Source organism: Noviherbaspirillum soli (assembly GCF_015352955.1).
In the GTDB taxonomy this organism is placed as follows: Bacteria; Pseudomonadota; Gammaproteobacteria; order Burkholderiales; family Burkholderiaceae_D; genus Noviherbaspirillum_A; species Noviherbaspirillum_A soli.
In genome coordinates, this window is sequence record NZ_JACYOX010000003.1 from 295519 (window position 1) to 321061 (window position 25543).

Genomic DNA, 25543 nt, shown 5'->3' on the forward strand with positions numbered 1-25543 from the left:
GCTAATTTGCTTTTTTGAACTGTTCAATAAACAAGACAGGAAGGCGGCAGATGTCTCGAATTCAGCTCAGTCAGGCCGCGTTCGCCCAGCCTTGCAGTCGAGTTTATGCCCGTTTTTTGGCTGGCTGTTTTTTCCAAATCAATCCTCAAGGAGTTTTACATGGATGTACGAGCCGCAGTAGCCCACAAGGCGGGCGCACCGCTGACAATAGAAACAGTGCAGCTGGAAGGCCCGCGCGCAGGCGAGGTGCTGGTGGAGATCAAGGCCACGGGCATCTGCCATACCGACATGTTCACGCTGTCGGGCGATGATCCCGAGGGCATCTTCCCGGCCATCCTGGGCCATGAGGGCGCCGGCATCGTGATCGAGGTTGGCGAAGGCGTGAAAAGCCTGAAGCCGGGCGACCATGTGATTCCGCTGTACACGCCGGAATGCCGGCAATGCGAATACTGCCTGTCGCAGAAGACCAATCTATGCCAGGCCATACGCAGCACCCAGGGTCGCGGCGTGATGCCCGACGGCACCAGCCGCTTCAAGCTGGGCGGCAAGGAAGTGTTCCATTACATGGGCACGTCCACCTTCGCCAACTACACCGTGGTGCCGGAAATCGCGCTGGCCAAGATCCGCGAGGATGCGCCGTTCGAGAAGGTGTGCTACATCGGCTGCGGCGTGACCACCGGCATCGGCGCGGTGATCTACACCGCCAAGGTGGAGCCGGGCTCGACGGTGGTGGTGTTCGGCCTGGGCGGCATCGGCCTGAACGTGATCCAGGGCGCGAAGATGGTCGGCGCCAACATGATCATCGGCGTCGACATCAACCCGGCGCGGGAGGAACTGGCGCGCAAGTTCGGCATGACCCACTTCGTCAACCCGAAGGAGGTGCAGGGCGATCTCGTGCCTTACCTGGTGGACCTGACCAGGGGCGGCGCCGACTACACCTTCGAATGCATCGGCAACGTGAACCTGATGCGGCAGGCGCTGGAATGCTGCCACAAGGGCTGGGGCAAGAGCACCATCATCGGCGTTGCCGGCGCCGGCCAGGAAATTTCAACCAGGCCGTTTCAGCTCGTCACCGGGCGGGTCTGGCAGGGTTCGGCCTTCGGCGGCGCGCGCGGCCGCACCGACGTGCCGAAAATCGTTGACTGGTACATGGAGGGCAAGATCAACATCGATGACCTGATCACCCATGTGATGCCGCTGGAAAAGATCAATGACGCCTTCGACCTGATGCATGAAGGGAAGTCGATCCGCTCGGTGGTGACTTTCTGAAACGGGCTTGCGAGCGGCAATCCGGCCGCGCGGCCGGAGCTCCTGAATGGCTGGCAGGGCTGTGCCGCGGCCCGGCGCCGGCGCCGGTTCATCAACAATGAGGAGACCAATATGAGCAGTGAAGTGAAAATTCATCCAGCGGTCGACAACGGCATCCAGCCGGCATCGCCCTCGTTCTCCGGCGGCAAGCTGATGTGCCACTGCGCGCAGGACAAGGTGGAGGTCGAGATCGGCAGCCAGACCGCCCACAACCATGTCTGCGGCTGCACCAAGTGCTGGAAGCCGGAAGGCGTGCTGTTCTCGCAGGTAGCGGTGGTGTCGCGCGACAAGGTGAAGGTGGTGGCCCACGAGGAGAAGCTGCAGGTGGTCGACCCCAGCGCCACCATCCAGCGTTATGCCTGCAAGGAATGCGGCGTGCACATGTTCGGCCGCATTGAAAACAAGGCGCACCCCTTCTATGGCCTGGACTTCGTGCACACCGAGCTGTCGCCGGACAAGGGCTGGGCGGCGCCCGAGTTTGCCGCCTTCGTGTCGTCCATCATCGAAGCCGGCGCGGATCCGGCCAACATGGGCGCGGTCAGGGCGCGGTTGAAGGAGCTGGGCCTGGAGCCGTATGACGCGCTGTCGCCGCCGCTGATGGATGCGATCGCCACGCATATCGCCAAGGCTTCGGGTAAGCTCGCGGCCTGAGCCGAGCCGGCCGGGCCGCTTCGGCGGCCCGGCCATCCAGGCTGTCGGCCTGCATCGGCGCCAATCAGCATCAATCAGCACCAACCAGCGAGAGAGACAGAGACCATCCATGAGCATCAAGACCATTTCGGAAAACAAGTGCTTCGACGGCATGCAGACCGTATTCAGCCATGACTCGGCGGTAACCAGCTGCCCGATGCGCGTGGCGATCTATCTGCCGCCGCAGGCGCAGCAGGGCAAGGTGCCGGTGCTGTTCTGGCTTTCCGGGCTGACCTGCACCGAGGAAAACTTCACGGTGAAGGCCGGCGCGCAGCGGGTGGCGGCGCAACTGGGCATGGCCATCGTCGCGCCCGACACCAGCCCGCGCGGCGTGCGCTTTCCGGGTGACGATGCCAGCTATGACTTCGGCCTGGGCGCCGGCTTCTATGTCGATGCCACCGAGGCGCCGTGGTCGGCCAATTACCGCATGTATTCCTATGTTGCTCGGGAACTGCCGGACCTGGTAGGCGCGCACTTTGCGCTTGATCTGTCGCGCGCCGGCATCGCCGGTCATTCCATGGGCGGCCATGGCGCGCTGACCATCGGGCTGAAGCATCCGGAGCGCTTCCGCTCGATTTCCGCCTTCGCGCCGATCTCCTCGCCGATGCGCTGCCCATGGGGCGAGAAGGCCCTGACCGGCTACCTCGGCGCGGACCGCGCCGCATGGGCCGACTACGACGCCACCGCGCTGGTGCAGAGCCGGGGCTGGAAGGGCGGGCCCATTCTGGTCGACCAGGGCAGCAGCGACCAGTTCCTGGCCTCGCAGCTCAAGCCCGAACTGCTCAGCGTTGCCTGCGAAGAAGCCGACGTGCCGCTGCACCTGCGCATGCAGCCGGGTTATGACCACAGCTATTACTTCATCGCCACCTTCATCGAGGACCACTTGCGGCACCATGCCGCGCAACTGGCTTGACCGGCGCCGCAGGCACTGCTGCGATAACAGGAACCTCGCAGGAACCTCGCAGGAACCTCGCAGGAACCTCGCAGGAACCTCGCAGGAACCTCGCAGGAACCTCGCAGGAACCTCGCAGGAACCTCGCAGGAACCTCGCAGGAACCTCGCAGGAACTTCGGCCCCCGGTCCGTATCGAATTTTCATTCCTTATCGGGAGCGCATCATGAAGCCAACCTTAACCCGTATCGGCCTGGCGCTTGCATGCGCCGCGGCCCTTGGCATCGGCGCCAGCGTGCAGGCACAGGACAGCACGGGCGGCAATGCTTCGACTACCTCGCCGTCGGGCAAGCAGTCCAAGTCCAAGGCCAATGCCGCCAGCAGTGCCGACCGCTCGGTGACCAATGGCGCCGACCGGCCTTCCACCTCGGGTTCCGGCTCGGTCGGCACCGCGACCTCGGGCGCGCCAGGCGTGGGCGCCATGCCTGGCGGCACCGGCGCCAGCGGCACTGCAGGCGCCACCGGCACGGGCACCACATCGTCCGGCACCTCGGGCAATGCGCCCAAGACCGGCGCCTCGGGCGGACCGGGCGTATCGGGCTCGCCGGAAACCGGCGTTCCGGGCACCGGCGCCGGCAGCAGCAAGTAGATCCGCCGCAGGCCCGGCGGCGCTTTCAGCAAATGCCGGGAATGAAGCGGTAAGGCACCTGCGCCATGTAGGCGCGGTAATCCGCATGCCTGGACAGGTGCCGCTCCTCGCAGAGTGCGCGCAGCAGGTAGATGGCGCTCCAGCCGCCGATGCACAACAGCGTCCAGAAGAATTGCCTGGGCGAGGTGTGCAGCAGGCCGGCCAGCAGCGGCAGCGCGCCGGTCCACCACGCCAGGTTCTTGAACAGATAGGCCGGATGCCTGATGCGCCGGTAGAGACCGGTGCGCACCACGCCGCGATGCATCAGGTTGCAGCTCTTGAAGCCCAGCGACACGCTGGCTGATGCGTAGCAGGCGAACAGCGCCAGCAGCAGGCCATTGAGCGCCAGGTGCGTGGCCTGGGAAAACGCCGGGTAGGCCGGCGCGAGTTCCACCACCTGCCATGGCAGCAATGCCACCATCGCGACATTGAAGGGCGGATAGCAGGCCAGGCAGGCCGCCCAGCCGCGCAGGCTGGGGTCGACGCTGACCACCTCGTTGTCCAGGCAGCGCGCCTGCACCAGGTAGCCCACCACGAAGGGAAAGAAGTCCGCAAGGAAGATCAGGTTCAGGATGAAGTAATGGAGGTGGCTGTTGTACAGCGCGAACCATCCCGGCTTGCTTCCTTGGCGGAACACGGCCACGAGGTCGAGCAGCTGGTCATTGGTGTAAGCCAGATAGGCGAGCAGGCCGTGTATGCAGAAGGGCATGAAGATCCACTTCAGCAGCAGGCACAGCATGGCCTGCCGCTCGCTTTCGGAAGCGGGGTCGGCTGCGCCCGCGTTGCGCCGGGCCTTCCAGCGGCGGTGCAGATAGCCCGTCATCGTGGCCGCATTGCTCCAGCGGCCTCGTCGCAGCGCGTAATAGGGCAGCAGCGCGATCGCGTACGCCGCGCCGCAGGACCACAGTGCCAGCTTCAGGTCGATGGTCACCGGCGATACATGGCCGGCCAGCATGGGCCGCCAGCCGAGACGGTATAGCCAGAGGTAATAGGGACTGAGGGTTGTGTAGAAATACAGGCCGGCCAGGATGACCGCGATGCTGGCCGCATAGCTGCCCAGGATGCGCCTGGACTCCGGCACAGGCGAGGGCAGTCCGGCCCGCTGCGCCGGCGCGGCAGTCAGCAGTTCAGGCTGCGCGTCCATTCCCGCTTGCCTGCGCGATCGCTGCCAACTCTGGCATGTCACCTCCGTCTCGGCAGGAAGCCGGGATGGCGCCTGCTGCAGACTAGGGTAACGGCCGGCGCCGGGCTGTCAAGCGCGGCGGCATGGACATCAGCGGTAAAGCAATGCGCGGCGCGATGGCCTTGCCGGCGCGGGGATCAATAGGTGAATGCGTCGGCCTGGCTGCAGCCGCGGCTGGCCATGTCGGCGCGCACGGTCCACACATCATTGGCGATGGTATGCAGCGCGGTGTCGCGCTTGCTGACGCCGCGGTGGAAGTCGGCAGGCGTGGCCTTGACGGACTGGACCGGGTTGCGGCCGTCGGCATTGACCTTGACGAACTCGACGGTCTTTTTCTGCAGCTGCCGGGACAGCGCGGCGCAGGTGCTGGTGCTGGCGGCCATGGCTGGCGCGGCAAGCAGGACGGTGCCCAGCAGGGCAAGGGAGGATACGAAGCGTTTCATGGATTTTCCTTTTTGAACCGGCAATGTTCCTGTCGGACAGCCTGCCGGAAGCGTAAATTTGTTGATGCGAAGAACTTTATTGTTGCGGTGCAGTATAAACCGGGAAAGTTGAATCCGGGCATTTCCATCCGCAATGACGGCCATATGCATGCTGAATGGATGGGCGCGCGACGCTCCAGCCGCTGCTGGTGCTTTTCAGGATCTACGGCGTTGTTGAAGCAGGACTCGGTCAACACCGGCCTTGGCCATTGAGCGGGCGACTTTCCCCGGAATGCTGAAATAAACGGCAAAAGTTACGCACAAAATCCGTGGGTAAGCTTGTGGATATCTTGGGTGGATAACTCTTAGTTTATTGATTTAAAAAGAAAATATTGGCGTGCTCAAAAATCGTCGAAGACGACTTGTCCACAGCCATTTCCTCCAGGCCATCCACAACAAATGAATACGGGTAATGCACAGGATCTGCACACATCCATCCACTTCCGGCCGGCAGTTTCGTCCTTGGCCGGGATTGAGCCGGATCAAGGCAGGGGCTGCGAGGCGTCCTAGTCTGGATGCGCTTCATGCGGCAACGGGGAAAGGGCGTGGCGCGGCCGAGCAGGCAGTTCGACAGGGCAGATGGGAGGGGCAATGGAAAACGCGGGCCGGGATTCACCGAAAATGCTTGCGATGATGCTTCATCGCCCCGGCGAGCCGCTGCGGCGCGAGTGGCGGGAGTTGCCCGCGCCAGGGCCGGGACAGGTGCTGCTGCGGGTTGGCGCCTGCGGCGTCTGCCGTACCGACCTGCACATCGTCGACGGTGAACTGCCGCCGCATAAACTGCCGCTGGTGCCCGGCCATGAGGTCGCGGGCATGGTTGTGCAAGTCGGCGACGGCGTCGATGCCTCGCTGGCCGGCCGGCGCGTCGGCGTACCCTGGCTGGGCCATACCTGCGGCGTCTGCGACTTTTGCCGCATGCACCGGGAAAACCTGTGCGACCATGGCCGCTTCACCGGCTACGACATCGATGGCGGCTATGCCCAATACACGGTCGCCGATGCCGCCTATTGCATTCCACTGCCCGATACCTATGACGACATCGAGGCCGCGCCGCTGCTGTGCGCCGGCCTGATCGGCTTCCGCGCCTATTCGATGGTGCAGGAGGAAGCGGCGCGCATCGGCATTTACGGATTCGGCGCGGCCGCCCACATCCTGACCCAGCTTGCCCGTCAGGATGGCCGCGAGGTCTTTGCCTTCACCCGTCCCGGCGACAGCCGCAGCCAGCAGTTTGCGCGCTCGCTGGGCGCGGCATGGGCCGGCGATGCGCTGCATCCGCCACCGGCGCCGCTGGACGCCGCCCTGCTGTTCGCCCCCGACGGCGCGCTGGTGCCTGCCGCACTGTCCCATGTGCGCAAGGGCGGCGACGTGGTCTGTGCCGGCATCCACATGTCCGACATCCCCTCGTTTCCCTATGCCCTGCTATGGGGAGAGCGTCAGCTGCGCTCGGTTGCCAATCTGACCCGGCATGATGGGGAAGCGTTTTTCCAGCGCCTTGCCCGGCACCGCGTCCAGACCAGCTCTGTGCCGTTTCCATTGGAACAGGCCAACCAGGCGCTCCATGCCCTGCGTGCCGGCGCCTTCGATGGCGCGGCCGTGCTGGTGCCATCGGCAGGGCAGCGTTAAGGCATGGGCGAGGCGCCAGCTTGTCGACAGCGTCGGCAATTGCATCAAAGGAAACAAGGGGCAGGTTTTTTCCTTGGTTTCTTCGTTAACGCGGCCTTTTATTGATCGATTCGCCCGTTCTCATACGTTAGGGCGTGTTTTATGCTGCACTGCAGTATATTAAAGCCGTAAATCGAAATGGACATTGCGTGGTACTGTTCCGTTTCCGCACGGCCAACATTGTTACGCAGTTCACAGCACACCATGAGTTTCCTTAATCTTGATCTGAATCTTCTACGGGTATTCGACGCGGTGATGACCGAGTTGAACCTCACCCGCGCAGCCGACCGGCTCGCCACCACGCAGCCGGCGGTTTCCAATGCGATCAAGCGCTTGCGCGCCGTGGTGGATGATGAACTGTTCGTGCGGACCGCCCATGGCGTCAAGCCGACGGCCCGCGCCGAGGATTTGCGGCCAGCGGTCCGGCTGGCGCTGGCGACACTGGAAGCCGCGCTCGGCTCCGAGCCCAAGGACCTGTCGAATATTCAGAAAACCCTGCGGCTGTGCATGGCCGACTCGACTGCTTCGCTGGTCCTGCCGCCGCTGATCAGGCTGGTCAAGGAAGTCGCGCCCAAGCTCACGCTGCAGACCCTGCCGCTGTTGAGCCGCGACCCGCGTCCCGCGCTGCTACGTGGCGAAATCGACCTTGCCGTCGGTTCCTTTCCCGGCATCGTGGCCCAGCTGACCACCGACCAGGAAGTGGAGTCTGGCATCTGCCATGCCGCGCTGTACAGCAGCGAATATGTCTGCATCATGCGCAGGGGACATCCGCTCGCGGAGCGGGAACTGACCCTGGACGAGTACTGCGCAGCCGACCATGTGCTGGTCAACTTCTCGGGGCGGCTGCAGGGGCAGGCGGACAAGATCCTTGCGGAAATGGGGCGCGAGCGGCGTGTGATGCTGACCGTCAACCAGTTCGCCACCGCGGGCCAGATCGTCGGCTCCTCGGACCTGCTCTCCATCATGCCGATCCACCTGATCGACCTTTGCAGAATGGAGTCGGTGCTGGTCTCCAAGCCGCTGCCATTCGCCCTGCCGGGCCTGAAGATCGACATGCTGTGGCATGAACGCGATGCGCGCGACCCTGCGCTGAAATGGGTTCGCTCCACCCTGCAGGCAGTGACCTCCCCGGATGCCAGGCTGACCACGGAGCAAGCCGGAACGGAACCCGCGCCGCGACACCAAGCGCAGCCCGAGACCGCGGACGCCGCCATCCAGTAGGGCAGGCGGCGCCGACGCGCCTCTCGGGGCTGTCGCATGGAAGCTGTGTTTGTCCATGCGCACGGCCGCGCCGAGGCGCAAGGCAGGCGGGAAAGCGGGGTCGGCTCCACGGAGCCGCAGCAGTACTTCCGAGGCAGGACAGGCCGGCTGCGTTTTTCTGTAGCCGGCAACAGGCGTTGGCCGGGCGGAATCCGGCATCCATCGGAACCGTGATGGCTTTCCTTCGCGTTCAATCCGCCCAGGCTAATGAGGCAGGTCAACAGCAGGACATGATGGCCCATCTCGGGGCCGGCGCCACGTTATCCTTGGCAGCAGGAACAGACCAGCCGCATTCCAGAACCCGCTGACCAGATCAACCGCCCATGACCGGCATGAGCCATGTATCGACGGGAAACATGCAATGGCGTACAGCCCGCTGGCTGCTGCCCATGCTGCCAGGCGCCTTCCTCTACTGGATGCTGCTCACGCAGGAATCGCGTGACATGCATTTCTTCCTGGAGCCGTGGTTTGACGTCATCGTACGGAATGGCTTCCCGGCAATGGCGGGCGACTATGCCAACTATTCCCCGCCTTATCTGTATCTTCTCGGCCTGGCATCGGCTTTCCATGGCCTGGCGCCGCCGATCGTCCTGATCAAGGCAGTCAGCATCGTCTTCAACCTTGTCGCCGCCGTGGTATTCGGCCTGATCGTGCTGGAAATCGGCGCCAGCAGCCAGAAGGCGTTCACCTGCGCCTGCCTGTTTCCGCTGATTCCCACGGTGGCCGTCAATGCAGCATGGTGGGGCCAGTGCGACGTGATCTATGCCACCTTTCTGCTGTGCGCCTTCCTGGCCAGCCTGAAGCGCATGCCCCTGCGGGTCATGCTGTTCTTCTCCATCGGCTTTGCCTTCAAGGCGCAGGCGATATTCTTCGCGCCTTACCTGCTGTATCTGCTGCTGAAGAAGGAGATGCCCTGGGCCTATGTGGCGCTGGTGCCGCTGGTGTATGCCGCGATGATGGCGCCGGCCTGGCTGGCCGGACGGCCCGCGCGGGCACTGGCCGCCATTTACCTGGACCAGGGCAGCTATTACCGCCTGCTTGCCGCCAATGCGCCGAATCCATGGGCTTTCATCGAGAAATACCATTTGCTGCCTTACTGGCCGGCAGTGTTCGCGGGCCTGGTGCTGGCGGCGGCCGTCAATCTGGGCCTGGTGGTGAAGGCGCTGCGCTCGGGGCGCGATACCCCTGAGACCAGGCTGCTGCTGCTGGCCTCCACCACGCTGGCCAGCCCTTACCTGCTGCCCAAGATGCATGACCGCTACTTCTTCCTGGCTGACATCTTCACCATTCTGCTGGCCGTCGTGGCGCCGCGGTACCGCCTGGCTGCGCTCGCCATGCAGGCTGCTTCGCTGGCGGTGTACCTGGCCTTCCTGGAAGGACCGTTCCATCATGCAGACAAGGTTGCGCTGCTTGCCGCCCTGCTGACGAGCTTTGCGCTGGCCTGCCTGCTGTACTCGCAAGGGACGATCGGCAGGTGGGCGGGCTGGCGGAATCGCCCGGCCGCGGCACGCCTTCACGCTAACGGTGGGCCGTGACGCCGGCCTGCCGGCACATGTCGCGCACCGGGCAGGTGGAACAATGCGGCAGCTTGCCGGTGCAGACGTGCTTGCCGAATGGCACCAGCAATTCATTGATTTCAATCCAGTGCTGCCGCGGCAGTGTCGCTTCCAGCGCCGGCAGGGCCTTCTCCGGGGTCGCCGCGCTGATATAGCCCCAGCGCGTGGTGACCCGATGCACATGGACATCGACGCTGATAAAGGGCGTGCCGCAGGCGATGCCCAGCACGAGATTGGCGCACTTCGGACCAACGCCCGCGAAGGACAGCAGCACCGTGCGGTCGCCCGGAAGGACGCCGCCGAATTCCTCTTCCACCTGCCGCGCGATGGCCAGCATCTGGCCTGCCTTGCGTTCATGGAAGGTGGACGGGCTGATCAGTGCATCGAGTTCAGCGTAGCCAAGCCGGGCGACATCGTGCGGCGTGCGGGCGCGCTCGAACAGCTTGCGCGAGACGGGAAGGGTCACCTCATCGTAGGTGCGTATCGAAATGATGCAGGCGAGAAGCTGCTCGAATGTGGAACGGTATCCTTCGTCAGCCAGCTGGAACAGCGCCGCCTTGGGCCATGGGCGCACGGCGTCGCGGATGCGCTCCAGCGCAAGGCCGACATCGATGACTTTTTTCTCCATGCAGTTTCCACTTTGACGCGTTTCGACATATTCCGGCGGCAGGAACCGGATGCGGATGCCGCGCCGGCTCTGCCGGCCGCGGGGAAGGCACATGCCCTCCCGGTATGGCCGGCGCCGCCGATGCGAGCGTTACGCAGAAACACAGCAGAGCCCTTTTTGCCTTCGCCGGCTTGTTTTTTGCGCAAATCCGCAAAAACTGCACTTTGTCCATTCAAAAATAACGGCAACGGCCACTTTCAAAGACAACGGCAACTGTCGCCGCCCTAACCGCTACCGCAGCCTGCGCTGCCTGACGCACGCCCCAGGAGCATGCCCCAGTGTCCATCCAATGCTCCCCGCCGTAACCCCAATCCGCCCGTCCATCCACCGGCTCAGCTTGCCGAGGCGTCGACCCGATCCAGGATGTCCATCGCCTGCGCATGCCTGGCGTCGCTCTCGACCGCGACCGTCAGCTTGATGATGGCGCCCTGCCGCACGGTGCGAAAGCTCTCGCCGTAGTCGCCGCTGTCGCCGATGCCGGAATGGTCGGAGCGGTCGCTTCGGTCGCCGACGGTGAAGTTGCCCTGCACCGGCCCGGCCTCGCTGTTCATCGCTTCGATCTGCACCTGCTCGGTGCCATAGCCCGCGGCCAGCAGGGCGTCGCGTGCCAGCTCGGCGTGGGGAAGGGTGTCATACATGCGCAATACAAAGTCGCTCATCTGTTGCTCCATGGCGTTATCTATCAATGACTTTGTGACTGGCCGGACGCATGAAAGTGCCGGTGCGCCCCGGGAAAACCGTAGCCGGGTTGTCGGAACGCATCCCCGCGGAAGATTGTCGGCTACGACCGGCTTTCCTCAGTTCATGCGCTGCGGCCTGGTCTGGCGGTCGATATTGGCCCGCCTTTCGCTGAGGAATCGCCGCGAGGCATGGAATTTCATGCCTCCCCTGGCCGCCTGGTCCGTCGCTTGCGGCGCGATCCGGGTGAAGGTGGCCATCACGGTGCGCTTGTCATCATCGAAGTCGCCATGGTGGCGGGCGCCGGAAGCGTCGGGGTCGCCTTCGGCCTCGTCATTGGGCGCAATGATCAGCTCGGCTTTCCTGCCGCGGAACAGCGCCTCCATCTCGCTGTCCTGCGCAATGGATTTCTGCAGGCCGAGTAGCGGCACGCCATCGCGAAAGCCCGGAATGCGCGGCTTGTCCTCGAAGGCATTCGACACCAGGTAGAGCAGCGACTTGTTGTAGATGCGGGCGCAGTTGTCGTCCTGCTCGGCCTCGTCCGACAGCACGAAGCTGGTGAAGCGTTCCAGCCTGCCGCTTTCGATGGCCGGCAGGTAGGTCGCCTTGAACAGGTCGATGGTGCAGGCCGGCGCCCACAGGGTGCAGGAGGCGACCGTCAGCCCGAAGCCGGTTTCGCCCTGCAAGGGGCCGCTGGCGATCACGCCGTCGCTGGTGAGCAACTGCATCAGCGGCGCATGGAAGATCGCGCCGGCGCTATGGCCGACGACGTGGATTTCCAGCGCCGGATAAGCCTGCTTCAACTCCGCCACATGCTGCGCGATCAGGCGCGCGCCGCCGTCGGGGCCGCTGGCAAGCTCGGCGTTTTCCTTCATCTCGTCCCATGCGGCCTTGCCGGTGAGCTTGCGGGCGATCGGCTCAAGGGCATCGTCCAGGCGGTCCAGCATGAAATCCTTGGCGGAGTCCAGCAAGCCTTCCGGCCGGCGTCGCCGGATCGCGTCCTGCAGGATGTTGGTGATGGTGGTCCAGTAATCGCTGTTCCAGACAAAGGCCAGCGGATACACGCCCGCCGCCAGCAGGCCGGGCCGGTACTCCGCCACCCTTTGCACCGCGGATTCCTCATCGGTCAGTCCGCCGTGGGCATACAGCAGCAGGCGCAGCGGCTTCGGCGGCTTGCCGCTGCCGGGTATCTGCAGCAGGCGCGGGAAGTCGGACTGGAAGATCTGCGCGATCTCTGCCGGCGTCGAACCGTAATTGCCGCCGGCCTTGAGCCTGCCGTCGTTCTCGATGCTGACGATGTGCGGCCGCAGTTCGACATAGGAATAGGCATTGGACTTGGCCGCCGCCTCGGAATGGCTGGTGGCGACCGACTGCTCGCGCAGCAGCCTGACCGGCGCCCCCAGCCGCGCCACCCAGACATCGGTCGCGTTTTCCAGCCAGTCATCGTAGCTGATGCGCGCCAGGCCGCCCTTGCCCCAGCGCTTGCCCCAGGAGTTCTGTATCCAGAAGCCGCTGTCGTCATAGGCGATGATGGCAAAGGCATGGCCGCCGGTGACCTGGTCCGAATAGGCGATGATGCCGTCCTTCTTCACCGCGTCCCAGCCGGCATGCACGGTCGCCGTCGCATACAGCACGCCGACTTCCGCGATCGCGCTGTGCATCGCGATCAGGTCCTTGTGGTTGACGCGGAAATAGGCGCCCAGCGGCCGCAGGTTGGCGTCGCTTGCGCGGGATGCGTTCAGGCCCTGCGGCTCGCCGGGCCCGAGCTGGTATTTCCACTCTTCCTCCGTGCAGATGCCGTGCTTGTGCCAGCCCTTCATTGCGCCGCGCGCGCTGGAGCCGGAATAGCTTTCGCCGGGCCATTCGTCGTAACGCCTGGCCAGTTCGTAGAACATGCGCGGACTGACGCGCACCGCTTCCGGCACCACCTTGCGCCGCCGCAGCAGGTAATTTGCCACCGTGGCCAGCCCAAAGCCGGTGCAGGCGCCTTCGCTGCCCTGGTCCAGCACCGGCACCCTGTAGTGCAGATAGTCCTCGATAGCGACCCTGACCGGCACTTCGATCAGCGTCGGAACAAACATCTGGTCTCGGAAATCCAGGGTGTCGCGGCGGACGTCGAGGATGCGCTTTACGGGTTCATTCTTCTTGACCATGTCGATGCCCTGCGTGCAAAGGGAAGGGGTGGGCCTGTCGGGCGAACGCTGCGGGCTGCCAGGGGGCAGGCGCGGCAATGCGGTGGATACAGGGATTAAATTAATGCCCGACCGGCGTGCTTCCTTGAGCAATCACAAGATTGCAGGAATGAAGGAATGAAAAATCGGGCCGGGAAGGTGGCGTTACAAAGCCGGGTAGCCGCGGCGGGCAGGCGCAAGCCGACGCGGGAACCGAGCAGGACAGCGAGCCTGCGGCAATGCAATCACGGCGCAAGCCCGCGCGAGCGGTATCCAGGAAGCAGCGGCTGCCCGGTGCCAGGCTTGCCACCTGCATCGTCTCCTATTGCGTCGCCGCCAGGTAACTCCGCCAGCCGCCAAAGCCCGTGATGTCCTGCGCGCCTTCAGTCGCATACGCCTCGCAGACAAAACCCTGCACGCTGCCGCCATCGGCCAGCGTCACGCTGCCTATGCCCAGCGGCGCCGGGATGCCGGCCACGAAGCTGCCGAAGGCGGTCGCCGGCATTTCCCAGATTTCCATCGCAATGGCCGCGCCGCCCGCATCGGGGCCCACCCGCACCATGCCCGGCCGCTGCGGCGGGCCGCCGGGCAGCGCATAGAGCTTGTAGTCAGGTGCGCTGCTGGCTTCGCCGACCAGCCTTGCGCCGCGCTGCGTGAGCTGCCAGTTCAGCGGCAGGCCGGACAGATGCGCGCCGCAGACCGCCACCCGTACCTGGCCGGACGGGAAGGCCGGCATCGCTGCCGCCGGCGGCAGCGGCTGGCGGGTGGCGCCCATGGTCAGGCCCTCGCCGGCATGGAAGCGGGCCGCGAGTTTGAGCAGCGGCGCGTCCTGGAAGGCGGGCGCGACCAGCGTGATGCCGAACGGCAGGCCGTTGCGGTGGAAGCCTGCCGGCACCGCCACGGCGGACAGGTCCAGCAGGTTCATGAAGTTGGTGTAGTAGCCGAGATTCGAATTGAGCCGGATCGGGTCGGCCTCGACTTCGTCGATGCGGTAGTGGGTGCCGACAGTGGGCGTGACGAAGCAGTCCATGTCGCGCCAGGCGGCACCGGCCGTGCCCTGCAGTGCCTTCAGGCGATACAGCGCGGCGAAGGCATCGGCCGCGTTGTACTTCGCGGCATTGCCGGTGATCTCGCGGGTGACCGGATGCAGCGCATCGGCATGCGCATCGAAGAAGCCGCGGATGGCCTGGTAGCGCTCGGCCACCCACGGGCCTTCATACAGCAGGCGCGCGGTTTCCAGGAAGGGCGCGAAGTCGAACTCGACCGCGGTGCCGCCCAGGGCTTCCAGCCTGGCCACCGCAACGCGAAACAGCGGCAGGCCTTCCTCGTTGCCGAAGAAGGCGAGCTGGTCGGCACGCGGCACGCCGAAGCGGAAGGCGGCAGCGCTGCCGAAGTCGAAGCCATGCGGCTGCGGCGCCCGTGAATACGGATCGGCGGCGTCATGGCCCTGCGCCACCGCCAGCACCTGGGCCGCATTGTCGGCGGTCAGCGCGAAGATCGATATCGTGTCCAGCGTGCGGCAGGCCGGCACCAGGCCGCTGCCGGACAGCGTGCCCAGCGTGGGCTTGACGCCAACCAGGTTGTTGAATGCGGCCGGCACCCGGCCCGAGCCGGCGGTGTCGGTGCCCAGCGAAAAGCTGGCCAGGCCCAGCGCCACCGACACCGCCGAGCCGGAGGAAGAGCCGCCGGACACATAGGCCGGGTCGAAGCTGTTGCGGCAGGCGCCATACGGCGAGCGCACGCCGACCAGGCCGGTGGCGAACTGGTCGAGGTTGGCCTTGCCGACGGGGATTGCGCCGGCCTCGATCAGCCGTGCCACCACCGTCGCATGCTGATCCGGCGTATAGGCAAACTCCGGGCAGGCGGCCGTGGTCGGCACGCCGGCCAGGTCGATGTTGTCCTTGATGACGAAGGGAATGCCGTACAGCGGCAGGCTGGCGGGGTCGCGCCCTTGCAGCGGCTGCGCATGGGCCTGCATCTCCGCCAGCGTCAGGCGCCGTATCCAGATATTGTGGCCGCCGCCGGCCTCTTCCGCGGCCAGCATCGCGTCAAGCTGCGCCACCATCTCCAGCGGGCTCAGGCTGCGTTCCAGGTAGCGCTGGCGCAGCGCATGCATTTCCAGGTTCAGGCTCATCGTCATTCCTCGTTGCTTGTTGTCGGTATGTTTCAGGTGATAGTGGGATTCAGCGCAGCACTGCCAGGGTCTGGCCCGCCGTCACGCCCTGGCCCTCGGCCACGGCGATGCGCACGATCTCGCCGTCGCGCGGCGCGGCGATCTGCATTTCCATCTTCATCGACTCCACGATCACCAGCGTGTCGCCGGCGCGCACCCGGTCGCCGGCCTGCACCTGCACTTTCCAGATGCTGCCGGCCACCTGCGAGGTGACGGCGTCGCAGTCGGCGGCAATCTCTTCCTGCGGCGCGCTGGCGGGCCCAGCGCTGTCCTCGGTGACCGACAGCCCGGCCTGCGCCCAGCGCTCGCGCTCGGCATCGAACGCGGCCTGCTGGGTCTCCTTGAAGGCGGCGATGGAGGCGGCGTTGTCGGCCAGGAAGCGCTGGTAGTCGGCCAGCCGGAAGCGGCCTTCCTCGATCTTCAGCGACACCCGTCCGGCCAGGAAGTCCTTGCGGTACTGCAGCAGCGCGTCGGCTTCCATCGGATAGAAGCGGATCTGGTCGAAGAAGCGCAGCAGCCAGGGCTTGCCGTCGGTGAAGTCGGCGCTCTGCCGCCAGCGGTTCCACATCTGGATGGTGCGGCCGACGAACTGGTAGCCGCCGGGACCTTCCATGCCGTACACGCACATGTAGGCGCCGCCTATGCCCACCGCATTCTCCGGCGTCCAGGTGCGGGCCGGGTTGTACTTGGTGGTGACCAGGCGATGGCGCGGGTCGACCGGCGTGGCCACCGGCGCGCCCAGGTAGACGTCGCCCAGGCCCAGCACCAGGTAGCTGGCGTCAAACACGATGCGCTTGACCGCGTCGATGTCGGCCAGGCCGTTGATGCGGCGGATGAATTCGATATTGCTGGGGCACCAGGGCGCATCGGCGCGCACCGACTGCATGTACTTCTCGATCGCCAGGCGGGTTGCGGCGTCGTCCCAGGACAGCGGCAGCCACACGGTGCGGGTCGGCACCTCGATGTCCTCCACGCCGGGCAGCGCGGCTTCGGCCTTGAGCAGCGCATCCATCAGGCCCGACAGCGCCAGCCGGCTGCTGTCGTAATGGACCTGCAGCGAGCGGATGCCGGGCGTGAGGTCGATGATGCCCGGCAGCGCGCCGGCCTCGCGCAGCGCCTGCAGATGCGTCATCAGCGCATGCACCCGGAAGCGCAGGTTCAGGTCCAGCACCAGCGGGCCGTATTCCACCAGCACGTACTGGTCGCCGGAGCGACGGTAGGCCACGTCCGGCTGCTCGCCCTGCGCCGGCAGGCGGCGCAGCACCGCATCGTCGTCCACGCTGCAGTCGGCGCATGGCGGCGCGGCCAGGGGCTCTCCCGAGATGGCCGCGTTCTGCTCGCGCAGCATGCGGTCCGCCTCGGCATGCGCAATGCGATGAAAGCGCACCGTGTCGCCAGGCGCGAGCTGGCCCATCTTCCACAGCTCGGCCTGGACGATGGTGGCGGGGCAGACGAAGCCGCCCAGGCTGGGGCCGTCCGGCCCCAGGATCACCGGCATGTCGCCGGTGAAGTCCACGGTGCCGATCGCATAGGCGTTGTCATGGATGTTGGACGGATGCAGGCCGGCCTCGCCGCCGTCGGTCCGCGCCCACTGCGGCTTGGGGCCGATCAGGCGCACGCCGGTGCGGCTGGAGTTGTAATGCACCTGCCAGTCGGTACCGAAGAACATCGCGATGTCGTCGTCGGTGAAGAAGTCGGGCGCGCCATGCGGGCCGTACAGCACCGCGATGTCCCAGTGCGCCGCCGGGCGCGGCGCCAGCGCTTGCGCGGCATGCGGCGCCATGCGCGGCAATGCCTGCGGCTGGCCGAGGTGCAGCACGTCGCCGCCTCGCAGCACCCGTCCGCCGTGGCCGCCGAGCTGGCCCAGCGTGAAGGTGGACTTGCTGCCGAGGTAGTCCGGCACATCCAGGCCGCCGGCCAGCGCCAGGTAGACCCGGCAGCCATGGCCGCTGATGCGGCGCAGGCGCAGGGTCTGGCCCTGGCGCACTGCCAGCGGCTGCCACATGGCGACCGGTTCATCGTCCAGCAGCGCTTCCACCGGCGCGCCGGCCAGCGCGATCTCGGTGTCGCAGTTGAAGACCAGGGTCGGGCCCGCGACGGTGATCTCCAGGCCCGCCGTGCTTTCCGCATTGCCGACCAGCCGGTTGGCAAGGCGGAACGACAGCGCATCCATCGGGCCGGATGGCGGCATGCCCACGTCCCAGTAGCCTAGCCGCCCCGGCCAGTCCTGCACCGTGGTCTGCACGCCGCCTTCGAGCACGTCGATGGTCCGCACCGCAGGCATGAAGTCGCCCAGGCTGCGGGTGGTGTGGCTCGCCTCCACGAAAGGCTGGTAGCGGGTCAGCGCTTCCAGGTAGGCCAGATTGCTTTCGATGCCGCACAGGCGGGTCGCGGCCAGCGCCCGGCCCAGTCCTGCCAGCGCGGCATCGCGGGTCGGCGCTGCAACGATCACCTTGGCCAGCATCGGGTCGTAATGCGGCGTGACCTCGGTGCCGCGCTCCACCCAGGTGTCGACCCGCGCATCGTTGGGGAACAGTACTTCGGTCAAGAGGCCGGTGGCGGGGCGGAACTGCTTGGCCGGGTCTTCCGCATACAGCCGCGCCTGCACCGCGCAGCCTTGCGGCCTGATCGTGATGTCCGACAGCGGCGGCAGCGTGCCGTCGGCCAGGCGCACCATCCATTCCACCAGGTCGATGCCGGTGACGGCTTCGGTGACGCCATGCTCGACCTGCAAGCGGGTATTGACTTCCAAAAAGAAGAACTCATGGGTGCGGGCATCCATCACGAATTCCACCGTGCCGGCGCTGCGGTAGTTCACTGCCGCGGCCAGCTTCACCGCCATCGCATGCAGTTCTCGCCGCACCGCATCGGGCAGGTTCGGCGCCGGGGTTTCCTCCAGCACCTTCTGGTTGCGCCGCTGCAGCGAGCAGTCGCGTTCGCCCAGGGCGATCACATGGCCATTCCCATCGCCGAAGACCTGCACCTCGATATGGCGTGCCGCTTCGATATAGCGTTCCAGGAACACGCCGGCATCGGAGAAGTTGGCCTGGGCCATGCGCCGCACCGACTCGAAGGCCTGCTCCAGTTCCTGCTGCGAACGGCACATCTGCATGCCGATGCCGCCGCCGCCGGCGCTGCTCTTCAACATCACCGGATAGCCGATGCGGGCAGCGGCGGCCGTCGCTTCCCCGATGCCGGCCAGCAGGCCCGTGCCCGGCAGCAGCGGCAGGCCGTTGTCCTCGGCCAGCGCGCGCGCGGTGTGCTTCAGGCCAAACACCCGCATCTGCCGCGGCGTCGGGCCGAGGAAGGCGATGCCGGCCGCCTCGCAGGCTTCGGCAAAGGCGGCGTTCTCGGACAGGAAGCCGTAGCCGGGATGGATGGCGGTAGCGCCGGTGGCAAGCGCGGCGTCGATCAGCCGACCGGCCTGCAGGTAGCTCTGCGCGGCCGGCGCCGGGCCGATGGCGACGGCTTCATCGGCCTGGGTCACATGCAGGGCGTCGGCGTCGGCATCGGAATAGACGGCGACCGCGCCGACCTCCATGCGCTTCAGGGTGCGGATGATGCGGCAGGCGATGGCGCCGCGGTTGGCGATCAGGACTTTGGCTGGCATGGTGGCCTCTGTGATTCGTTGCGGGTCGTCCCGCGGTGTTACGGGGCGTCGCGGGTCGTCCCGCGCGCCGGTGCCGGCGGGCGTTCAGGCTGGCAGCGGGTCCCAGATCAGGTAGCGCACCGCGGTCGGGTTGTAGCCGTTGCACGGGTTGTTGAGCTGCGGGCAGTTCGACACCAGCACCAGCAGGTCCATCTCGGCGCGCATCTCGACATACTTGCCGGGCGCCGAGATGCCGTCCTCGAAGGTCAGGCGGCCTTCCGGCGTGACCGGCACGTTCATGAAGAAATTGATGTTGGAAACCACGTCGCGCTTGTCCAGGCCGCGCTCGTCGTGGCCCAGCGCCAGCAGGTAGTTGTCGCGGCAACTGTGCATGAAGCGCTTCTCGATGGCATAGCGCACCGTATTGCTTTCGGAGGCGCAGGCCCCGCCCAGCGTATCGTGGCGGCCGCAGGTGTCGGCGGTGATGGTGAGCATGGGCCGGCCGGCCGAAGACATCAGCGTCGAGCCGGCGCCGAGATACAGCCTGCCCCCTGCCGCGATGGTGCGGGTGAGGCTGTAGCGCTCGGACGGATCGGCCGCGCTGTAGAAGATGGTGTCGACCGCCTGGTTGCCTTCGAGGTCGACGATGCGCAGCACCTGGCCGGCCTTGAGCTCCATCAGCCAGGGTTCGCCGGCCGGATGGATCATGTCGGCCGAGGCCAGCGCCGGGTCCAGTGTGCTTTCAGTCAGTGTGGCTTGCATGATGGTCCTTCATTCGTTCGTTGTTCAAGGATGGCGCCGCACGTCCCGGTGCCGCCGTGCCGTAGGGCGGAATACCCCGCAGGGGCATTCCGCCGCTGCTCGATCAGGCCCAGGCTTTGGGCTTCCTCCGCCGCGCCACCGCCCACGGTGCAATGCCCTTCGGGTATTGCACCCTACAAAAAATGGCGCTCCGTGTTGATGTACCCCCGCTCATTCTCTGGGCAGGCCGTGCCGTAGGGCGGAATACCCCGCAGGGGCATTCCGCCGCTGGTCGATCAGGCCCAGGCTTTGGGCTTCCTCCGCCGCGCCACCGCCCACGGTGCAATGCCCTTCGGGTATTGCACCCTACAAAAAATAGCGCTCCGTGTTGATGTACCCCCGCTCATTCTCTGGGCAGGCCGTGCCGTAGGGCGGAATACCCCGCAGGGGCATTCCGCCGCTGCTCGATCAGGCCCAGGCCTTGGGCTTCCTCCGCCGCGCCACCGCCCACGGTGCAATGCCCTTCGGGTATTGCACCCTACAGAAAATAGCGCTCCGTGTTGATGTACCCCCGCTCGTTCTCTGGGCAGGCAGTGCGGCACACATCATCCAGACCCGCCGTGCCGGAGCGCCAGCAGGACAGCCGCACCGGCTTGGGGTCGTAGCGGGTCGCCGGGTCCAGCGGATGCTGGCAGGCCGACAGCACCACCAGCACATTCATCTCGAAGCGCAGGTCGATGTACTGGCCTTCGCGGCGATGGGCAGCATCAAAGCGCAGCGCGCCGTCGGCATCCGCCACCACCTTGGAAAAGAAGTTGGCATTGGCCACCAGGTCGCGCTTGCCCATGCCCCATTTGCCCAGTTCGATCAGGCAGCCGTCCTCGCCATTGCGGAACATCGCATTGCGGTGCTCCTGGTAGCGCGCCACGCCGAAGCGCTGTTCCACCATGGCCGCATCGGACATGCCGCACACCGTGTCGTGCCAGCCGCAGCTGTCCTCGGCGATCGCGCACAGCACCCGGCCCATGTCGGAATACAGCACATGGCCGCGGGTCAGCATCGCGGTGTGCTGCGCCTTCAGGGTATCGGGCATGTTGTAGCGTTCGCTGCGTTCCTCGAAGTTGTAGAACAGCGCCGACAGGTTGGCGCCGCCATGCAGGTCGGTGATGCGCAGCGTGTTGCCGCGCCGGACCAGGCCCGACCAGTGGGCGCCGCCCGGCATGGTTTCCTCCCACAGCAGCAGCTCGGGCGAGTAGGGCGTGGAATGGGCCGGCACGGCGGCGCGGGCCAGTGCCGGCAGGGTGGAAAAGGTGGTTTGCATATGGTTGAACTCCCTTGTTGTTCAGGCTGCCGCCTGCAGGTTCAGGCGTTCCAGCAAGTCGCCGTCGGTGGCCATGCCGGAGGTGTCGCGGATGCGCGCCAGGATCTGTTTTTTCATCGCCAGGAATTCCGGCGCATGCTTCATGTCCTGCTCGCGCCGCGCCGGCAGCGGCACGTCGTAGATGGTGTCGATGCGGCCCGGCCGCGGCGCCATCAGCACCACCCGCTGGCCGAGATAGATCGCTTCCTCGACATCGTGGGTGACGAAGACGATGGTGGTCTTCTCGATCCGGTGCACATGCAGGATCAGGTCATGCATCACTTCGCGGGTCTGGGCATCGAGCGCGCCGAACGGCTCGTCCATCAGCAAAATGGCAGGACGCGACATCAGCGCCCTGGCAATCGCCACCCGCTGCTGCATGCCGCCGGAAAGCTGGCTGGGATAGGCATGGGCGGCGTTGGACAGGCCGATCAGGCGCAGCAGCGCATCGGCGCGGCCGCTGGCGGCTTCGACATCGGCCGAGCTCATGTCGCCGCGCTTGGCGCGCAGCTTGCGGCTGAACTTGATGTTCTCCATCACCGTCAGCCAGGGATAGAGGCTGTAATGCTGGAACACCATCGCCCGGTCGGCGCCGGGGCCGTTGACGGGCTGGCCATTGCTGTCGAGTTCGCCGCTGCTGCGGTATTCCAGGCCGCCGAGGATGCGCAGCAGCGTGGACTTGCCGCAGCCCGAGGCGCCCACCAGCGTGACGAATTCATTGTCCCTGACGTCAAGACTGATGTTCTCGAGCGCCGTCACCGGCTTGCCGTCGCCGTCGAACACCTTGCCGAGATGGCGTATCCGTACCTTGTTCATTATCTGTACCTTGTTCATGTTCAGGCCCTGGCTTGCGCCCATGGAAAGAGCCGGCGATGCAGCCAGCGGAAGCCCTGGTCCATCACCAGGCCGATCAGGCCGATCAGGATGATGCCGGCGAAGATGGTGTCGGTTTTGAGGAAGCGCTGCGCCTTCAGGATGGAATAGCCAAGGCCTGAATTGGCGGCGACCAGCTCGGCCACCACCAGGTAGGTCCAGGCCCAGCCCATGGTCACCCGCAGTGTGTCGAGCAGGGCCGGCTTGGCCGAAGGCAGCAGCACCAGCCTGATGATTTCGTAGCGGGTCGCGCCCATGGTGTGAGCCGCCTCGATCTGAGCCCTGGGCGTGCGCCGCACATCCTCGGCCACCATCAGCAGCATCTGGAAGAAGGTGCCGATGAAGATCACCGAGATCTTGGCGCTTTCGTCTATGCCTACCCACAGCATGATCAGCGGGATGAAAGCGACTGCCGGCATGTAGCGAATGAAATCGGTCAGAGGTTCCAGCATCGCCGCCACCGGACGGAACGAACCGATCAGCAGGCCCAGAGGCAGGGCCAGCACCGCCGACAGCAGGAAGCCTGCGCTCACGCGGTAAATCGAGATGCCGGTATCGGCCAGCAGGTCGTCCTCGGTCAGCCAGGTCAACAGCCGCCTGGCGACCATGGCCGGGCTGGGCAGGAATACCGGGTCGATCAGTCCCGAGGACGACAGCGCACTCCACAGCAGCAGCGGCGAAAACAGGCCCAGCGCGGCAAACATCCAGTACTGGCGGCGGCCCAGGCTGCCTGCGATCGTCCAGATGCCGGGTGGGCGCGGCGCGCGGTTGGAAGGTGCGGACATGATGGCTCCTGGTCGGGTTTGCAAAGGCGAGAGAGCGCGTAGGCAACGCAGTTCTCCCGGGCTTTTGTCCCTCCGTGGAACCCCATGCAATGACAGTCTGCGGTGGGGCCGATGGCTCTCGGACCAGTCGCCGCGGATGCGGCCGGAACCCTAGCAATCTTGAGGCGTGCTTGCCTGAGGTCAGGCTGACGCGACTCTCGACGTAAGGCTTTGCAATAACGGTGCCAGCCTGTCGGGACGGAAGGCAGCCTCAGCATGCCCCGTATTGGTGCGTTAAAAGTACGAAAGATTGTTTGCCGCACTTTTGCGATGCCGACGCCGTCAATGGCGCATCGGCTTGGTGCGCCATTGCACATGCGTTCGCTCTTTATTGAATTATTTTTGAAGAAATGAACCCGATTTCAAAAGCGGGTTAATCAATGTGTTAAATACGTATTTTTCAATAAGTAACCAAATATGTGATGCCTAATTAGAAACTAATCCACTGCTGAAGCTGATAATCGATCGGAGGAAACATGCCTGTTTATCCGGAAGCGCCACGAAAGGAAGCCACTTATTTTTCCCTCCACGATATCAGCACGCTCTTGGATAAAATGTCCGATAAGGAAAAAGCGTATTCCTTAAGAGCCCGGTCATCGATAAGGATGGTCGATGGGAAACGGGAAAGGGTGTATGTTTTCTTTCTTAGAAACGGCAGTGAATCGGTCCTCGAAAAATTGGACAACTGGTGGAACGCGAAAGCCCAGTATGCACTGGCGAAACAGCTTGCCTGCGCAGCATTGGCCGAATCAGGCATGCCTGCAGCGTATGGCCAGATCAGGGTGCGCACACTCGTCCAGGAAAAGGCTTTATTGCGTATCCGGAAAATGGACAAAATGGCACCGGAAAAAATTCAGGCGATTCTTTCGGCATGCATTGCCGCACAAAAGGAAATGCAGGTTTTTCAAGATAAGCTTTTGTCTATTTCTTCCGAAGATCGCCTGAAATTCCATGAGGCTCATCAGATTCTTGATTCTGTTTTGAGCAAGGTAAAAATAATCCCGGCTGTTTTTTTATCTTCCCAGGCAAGGCTTTTTATAAAAGATCCGATTAACGAATTCCTGGCAGAGGCTGAATCGCATTATGCGGATGCGCTGCTGGATGCATTTATGAAATTTGCTAAAGCTGCAGCCTATGATCGCGCAATGAAGGAAATCGATCTGCCCTTGGCGCTGGCATTTATCGATCGGTGGAAAACATTGACGCAGGCTTCCGGCCAGACAGACACCGCCAATCCCGTGGTGCGGGAAGGCGAGCGCACGGCAGCATGCCGGGCGGCCATCGATGGATTGATCGATCTCTGCGACAGGCTACCCTCGGCACCGTCGCCAACGACGCAGGCGGTGCAATGCGACGAACGCACGGCCGTCGTGCCAGCGCCATCCCGGCCGGCCGCGCCGGGGCCTGTGCCCCAGCAGTACTCCGCGTCCTTGCCAGTGCTGCCAGCCGGTCTGTTCCAGTCTCTCTGGGCCTGCGGCGCCGGACGCTCGGCCGGCGCGGTCCATGCAGCGTCTCAAGCCCTGATGCCTGCTGCAAGAAGGATGGTCCGCCGCGCGCCCCTGGCGGCCGCACCGGCTGCGCCAGCCAGGCAGCCACTCCGCACGGCGGCGACAATATTGATCCGGCCAGCACAGTCGCCGCAGCACATCTCCTGCGACTACCAGAGCGAACTGGACATGGCAGACATCGACAGGGAAGCACTCATCCTCATTGCCAACGAAGGCGGGCTGTTTTCACTGTCGCTGGCATGCCGTCAATGGCTGGCGGAACTGGACCGGAATCAGCATGCCGGGGAAGCGCACTTCAGCAAGGTGCAGTATCAGGCCCAGACCGTACTCCTGGCGCGAGCGGAGCGGGCGCCCATGCACGGCTGCCTTGATGCGGCTGCAATTCGCAGGCTGGGCGAGGTGTATGACGCGGCTGTTCAGTTAGCCGCTGCGCACAACACGCCGATCTGCCTGACCGACCTGTTCGACTACGATCCGCGCACGGCAGATCAATGCGTGGCAGCCATGCTGGCGCCGGTCCGGCGCTGCTACCGGGAAGGCCTGCAGCCAGCCATCCATATCCGTGTGACTTCGTCCCGGCTGCGGGAGACCATCGTCGCTGCGTTGAAAGTGCTGTTATCGGCGCAGCCGGCAGAACGACCAGCGGTGGAAGTCATCGACTGCCTGACCGAAGCCGACCGGCAACTGCCGGGCCTGATCATGGTCAGCCGCGATTCTGCCGATCCGCTGAACAGGGCCCTGGCCCGGCGCCATGCGCAGCACGCAGCAGCGACGGCTGGCGCCGCTGCGGTGTCCCGCGTCGTACCGCGCAAGCTGCTGGGCAGCCATGCCCGAACGCATCTTTACTTCCTTGCCCAGCCTTGTTCGCTGAAGAACGGTTTGCCTGACGGCGCGCGCATCGCAGGCGAATACGCGGCATTGTTCCACGAGGCCAGGCAACACCGGTGCAAACTTGTCACGCTCGAGGTTCTGTCTGAAATGCCGGCACATGAAGACCTCTCGATCGCCGCACTGTCGGCGGCCATCATGGCAGCCCGCGCCATTACCCCTGGACTGAAGGTGCGCATCGTGACCAGGAATCAACGGATCAGGGACGGCATGCAGGCCGCGTTCTAGTAGTCTGACACAGGACATTTTTCGGTTTTAAAGCGATCTAACGGGAGGTTGTCGGGAAGGAGATCGCAATGAACCGAAAATATGTGCTGAAGTTGACGGCGGACGAACGCGGCTGGCTGGAAG

19 protein-coding genes and 1 riboswitch are annotated in these 25543 nt (G+C 64.9%); of the genes, 8 read left to right on the plus strand and 11 right to left on the minus strand.

The window, feature by feature from the left end; genetic code table 11:
• Positions 1-159: 159 nt before the first annotated feature.
• From IGW04_RS05400 to IGW04_RS05415, 4 genes are all read left to right on the plus strand, one after another.
• Entirely contained in the window at positions 160-1269 is a 1110-nt protein-coding gene (locus IGW04_RS05400; RefSeq protein ID WP_194712004.1) for an S-(hydroxymethyl)glutathione dehydrogenase/class III alcohol dehydrogenase, read from the plus strand.
• 111 nt (positions 1270-1380) lie between these two features.
• Positions 1381-1959: an S-(hydroxymethyl)glutathione synthase gene (gfa, locus tag IGW04_RS05405; protein ID WP_194712005.1), complete on the plus strand. Its 579-nt coding sequence runs from the start codon at positions 1381-1383 to the stop codon at positions 1957-1959.
• A gap of 109 nt (positions 1960-2068) precedes the next feature.
• Complete coding sequence (fghA, locus tag IGW04_RS05410) at positions 2069-2911, plus strand: S-formylglutathione hydrolase (RefSeq protein ID WP_228526868.1); 843 nt, start codon at positions 2069-2071, stop codon at positions 2909-2911.
• A gap of 204 nt (positions 2912-3115) precedes the next feature.
• The gene (locus IGW04_RS05415) at positions 3116-3538 is read left to right on the plus strand and encodes a hypothetical protein (protein ID WP_194712006.1); all 423 of its coding nucleotides are present in this window, start codon (positions 3116-3118) and stop codon (positions 3536-3538) included.
• A 25-nt stretch (positions 3539-3563) separates the two neighbouring features.
• On the opposite strand, the gene IGW04_RS05420 is transcribed toward IGW04_RS05415, so the two are convergent.
• Together IGW04_RS05420 and IGW04_RS05425 are read right to left on the minus strand one after the other, a co-directional pair.
• The gene (locus IGW04_RS05420) at positions 3564-4721 is read right to left on the minus strand and encodes a methyltransferase family protein (RefSeq protein ID WP_194712007.1); all 1158 of its coding nucleotides are present in this window, start codon (positions 4719-4721) and stop codon (positions 3564-3566) included.
• A gap of 176 nt (positions 4722-4897) precedes the next feature.
• Positions 4898-5203 (minus strand): hypothetical protein, encoded by a 306-nt coding sequence (locus IGW04_RS05425; RefSeq protein ID WP_194712008.1) that lies wholly within the window; start codon positions 5201-5203, stop codon positions 4898-4900.
• Positions 5204-5863: 660 nt separating this feature from the next.
• On the opposite strand from IGW04_RS05425, the gene IGW04_RS05430 reads away from it, so the two are divergent.
• The 3 genes from IGW04_RS05430 (at position 5864) to IGW04_RS05440 (ending at position 9699) form a co-directional block, all read left to right on the plus strand.
• Positions 5864-6865 (plus strand): zinc-dependent alcohol dehydrogenase family protein, encoded by a 1002-nt coding sequence (locus IGW04_RS05430; RefSeq protein WP_194712009.1) that lies wholly within the window; start codon positions 5864-5866, stop codon positions 6863-6865.
• A gap of 243 nt (positions 6866-7108) precedes the next feature.
• Positions 7109-8125, plus strand: a complete 1017-nt coding sequence (locus tag IGW04_RS05435; RefSeq protein WP_194712010.1) for a LysR family transcriptional regulator — start codon at positions 7109-7111, stop codon at positions 8123-8125.
• Positions 8126-8520: 395 nt separating this feature from the next.
• Entirely contained in the window at positions 8521-9699 is a 1179-nt protein-coding gene (locus tag IGW04_RS05440; protein ID WP_194712011.1) for a hypothetical protein, read from the plus strand.
• Here IGW04_RS05440 and IGW04_RS05445 read toward each other — a convergent pair.
• The 9 genes from IGW04_RS05445 to IGW04_RS05485 all read right to left on the minus strand — a co-directional run bounded on the left by IGW04_RS05445 (position 9683) and on the right by IGW04_RS05485 (position 22757).
• Positions 9683-10348 (minus strand): endonuclease III domain-containing protein, encoded by a 666-nt coding sequence (locus IGW04_RS05445; RefSeq protein WP_194712012.1) that lies wholly within the window; start codon positions 10346-10348, stop codon positions 9683-9685. The genes IGW04_RS05440 and IGW04_RS05445 overlap by 17 nt on opposite strands.
• 371 nt (positions 10349-10719) lie before the next feature.
• A complete protein-coding gene (locus IGW04_RS05450) occupies positions 10720-11046 on the minus strand; it encodes a hypothetical protein (protein WP_194712013.1) in 327 nt (108 codons plus the stop codon).
• Positions 11047-11184: 138 nt separating this feature from the next.
• Positions 11185-13218: a C1 family peptidase gene (locus IGW04_RS05455; protein ID WP_194712014.1), complete on the minus strand. Its 2034-nt coding sequence runs from the start codon at positions 13216-13218 to the stop codon at positions 11185-11187.
• A 340-nt stretch (positions 13219-13558) separates the two neighbouring features.
• Entirely contained in the window at positions 13559-15370 is a 1812-nt protein-coding gene (atzF, locus tag IGW04_RS05460; protein ID WP_194712015.1) for an allophanate hydrolase, read from the minus strand.
• A 49-nt stretch (positions 15371-15419) separates the two neighbouring features.
• On the minus strand, positions 15420-19019 hold the full coding sequence (gene uca, locus IGW04_RS05465) for an urea carboxylase (RefSeq protein WP_194712016.1): 3600 nt from the start codon (positions 19017-19019) through the stop codon (positions 15420-15422).
• Between the two features lie 84 nt (positions 19020-19103).
• Complete coding sequence (locus IGW04_RS05470; RefSeq protein WP_194712017.1) at positions 19104-19760, minus strand: urea amidolyase associated protein UAAP2; 657 nt, start codon at positions 19758-19760, stop codon at positions 19104-19106.
• Positions 19761-20277: 517 nt separating this feature from the next.
• Positions 20278-21060 carry an urea amidolyase associated protein UAAP1 gene (locus tag IGW04_RS05475; protein WP_194712018.1) on the minus strand — a complete coding sequence of 261 codons (783 nt, stop codon included), beginning with the start codon at positions 21058-21060 and terminating at the stop codon, positions 20278-20280.
• 21 nt (positions 21061-21081) lie between these two features.
• Positions 21082-21933, minus strand: coding sequence for an ABC transporter ATP-binding protein (locus IGW04_RS05480; RefSeq protein ID WP_228526869.1), 852 nt, complete (start codon positions 21931-21933; stop codon positions 21082-21084).
• Positions 21934-21935: 2 nt separating this feature from the next.
• The gene (locus IGW04_RS05485; RefSeq protein WP_194712019.1) at positions 21936-22757 is read right to left on the minus strand and encodes an ABC transporter permease; all 822 of its coding nucleotides are present in this window, start codon (positions 22755-22757) and stop codon (positions 21936-21938) included.
• A gap of 51 nt (positions 22758-22808) precedes the next feature.
• Positions 22809-22922, minus strand: a riboswitch (guanidine-I (ykkC/yxkD leader).
• A 350-nt stretch (positions 22923-23272) separates the two neighbouring features.
• Between IGW04_RS05485 and IGW04_RS05490 the strand changes: the two genes are divergently transcribed.
• Complete coding sequence (locus IGW04_RS05490; protein ID WP_194712020.1) at positions 23273-25420, plus strand: hypothetical protein; 2148 nt, start codon at positions 23273-23275, stop codon at positions 25418-25420.
• The last annotated feature ends 123 nt before the right edge of the window (positions 25421-25543 follow it).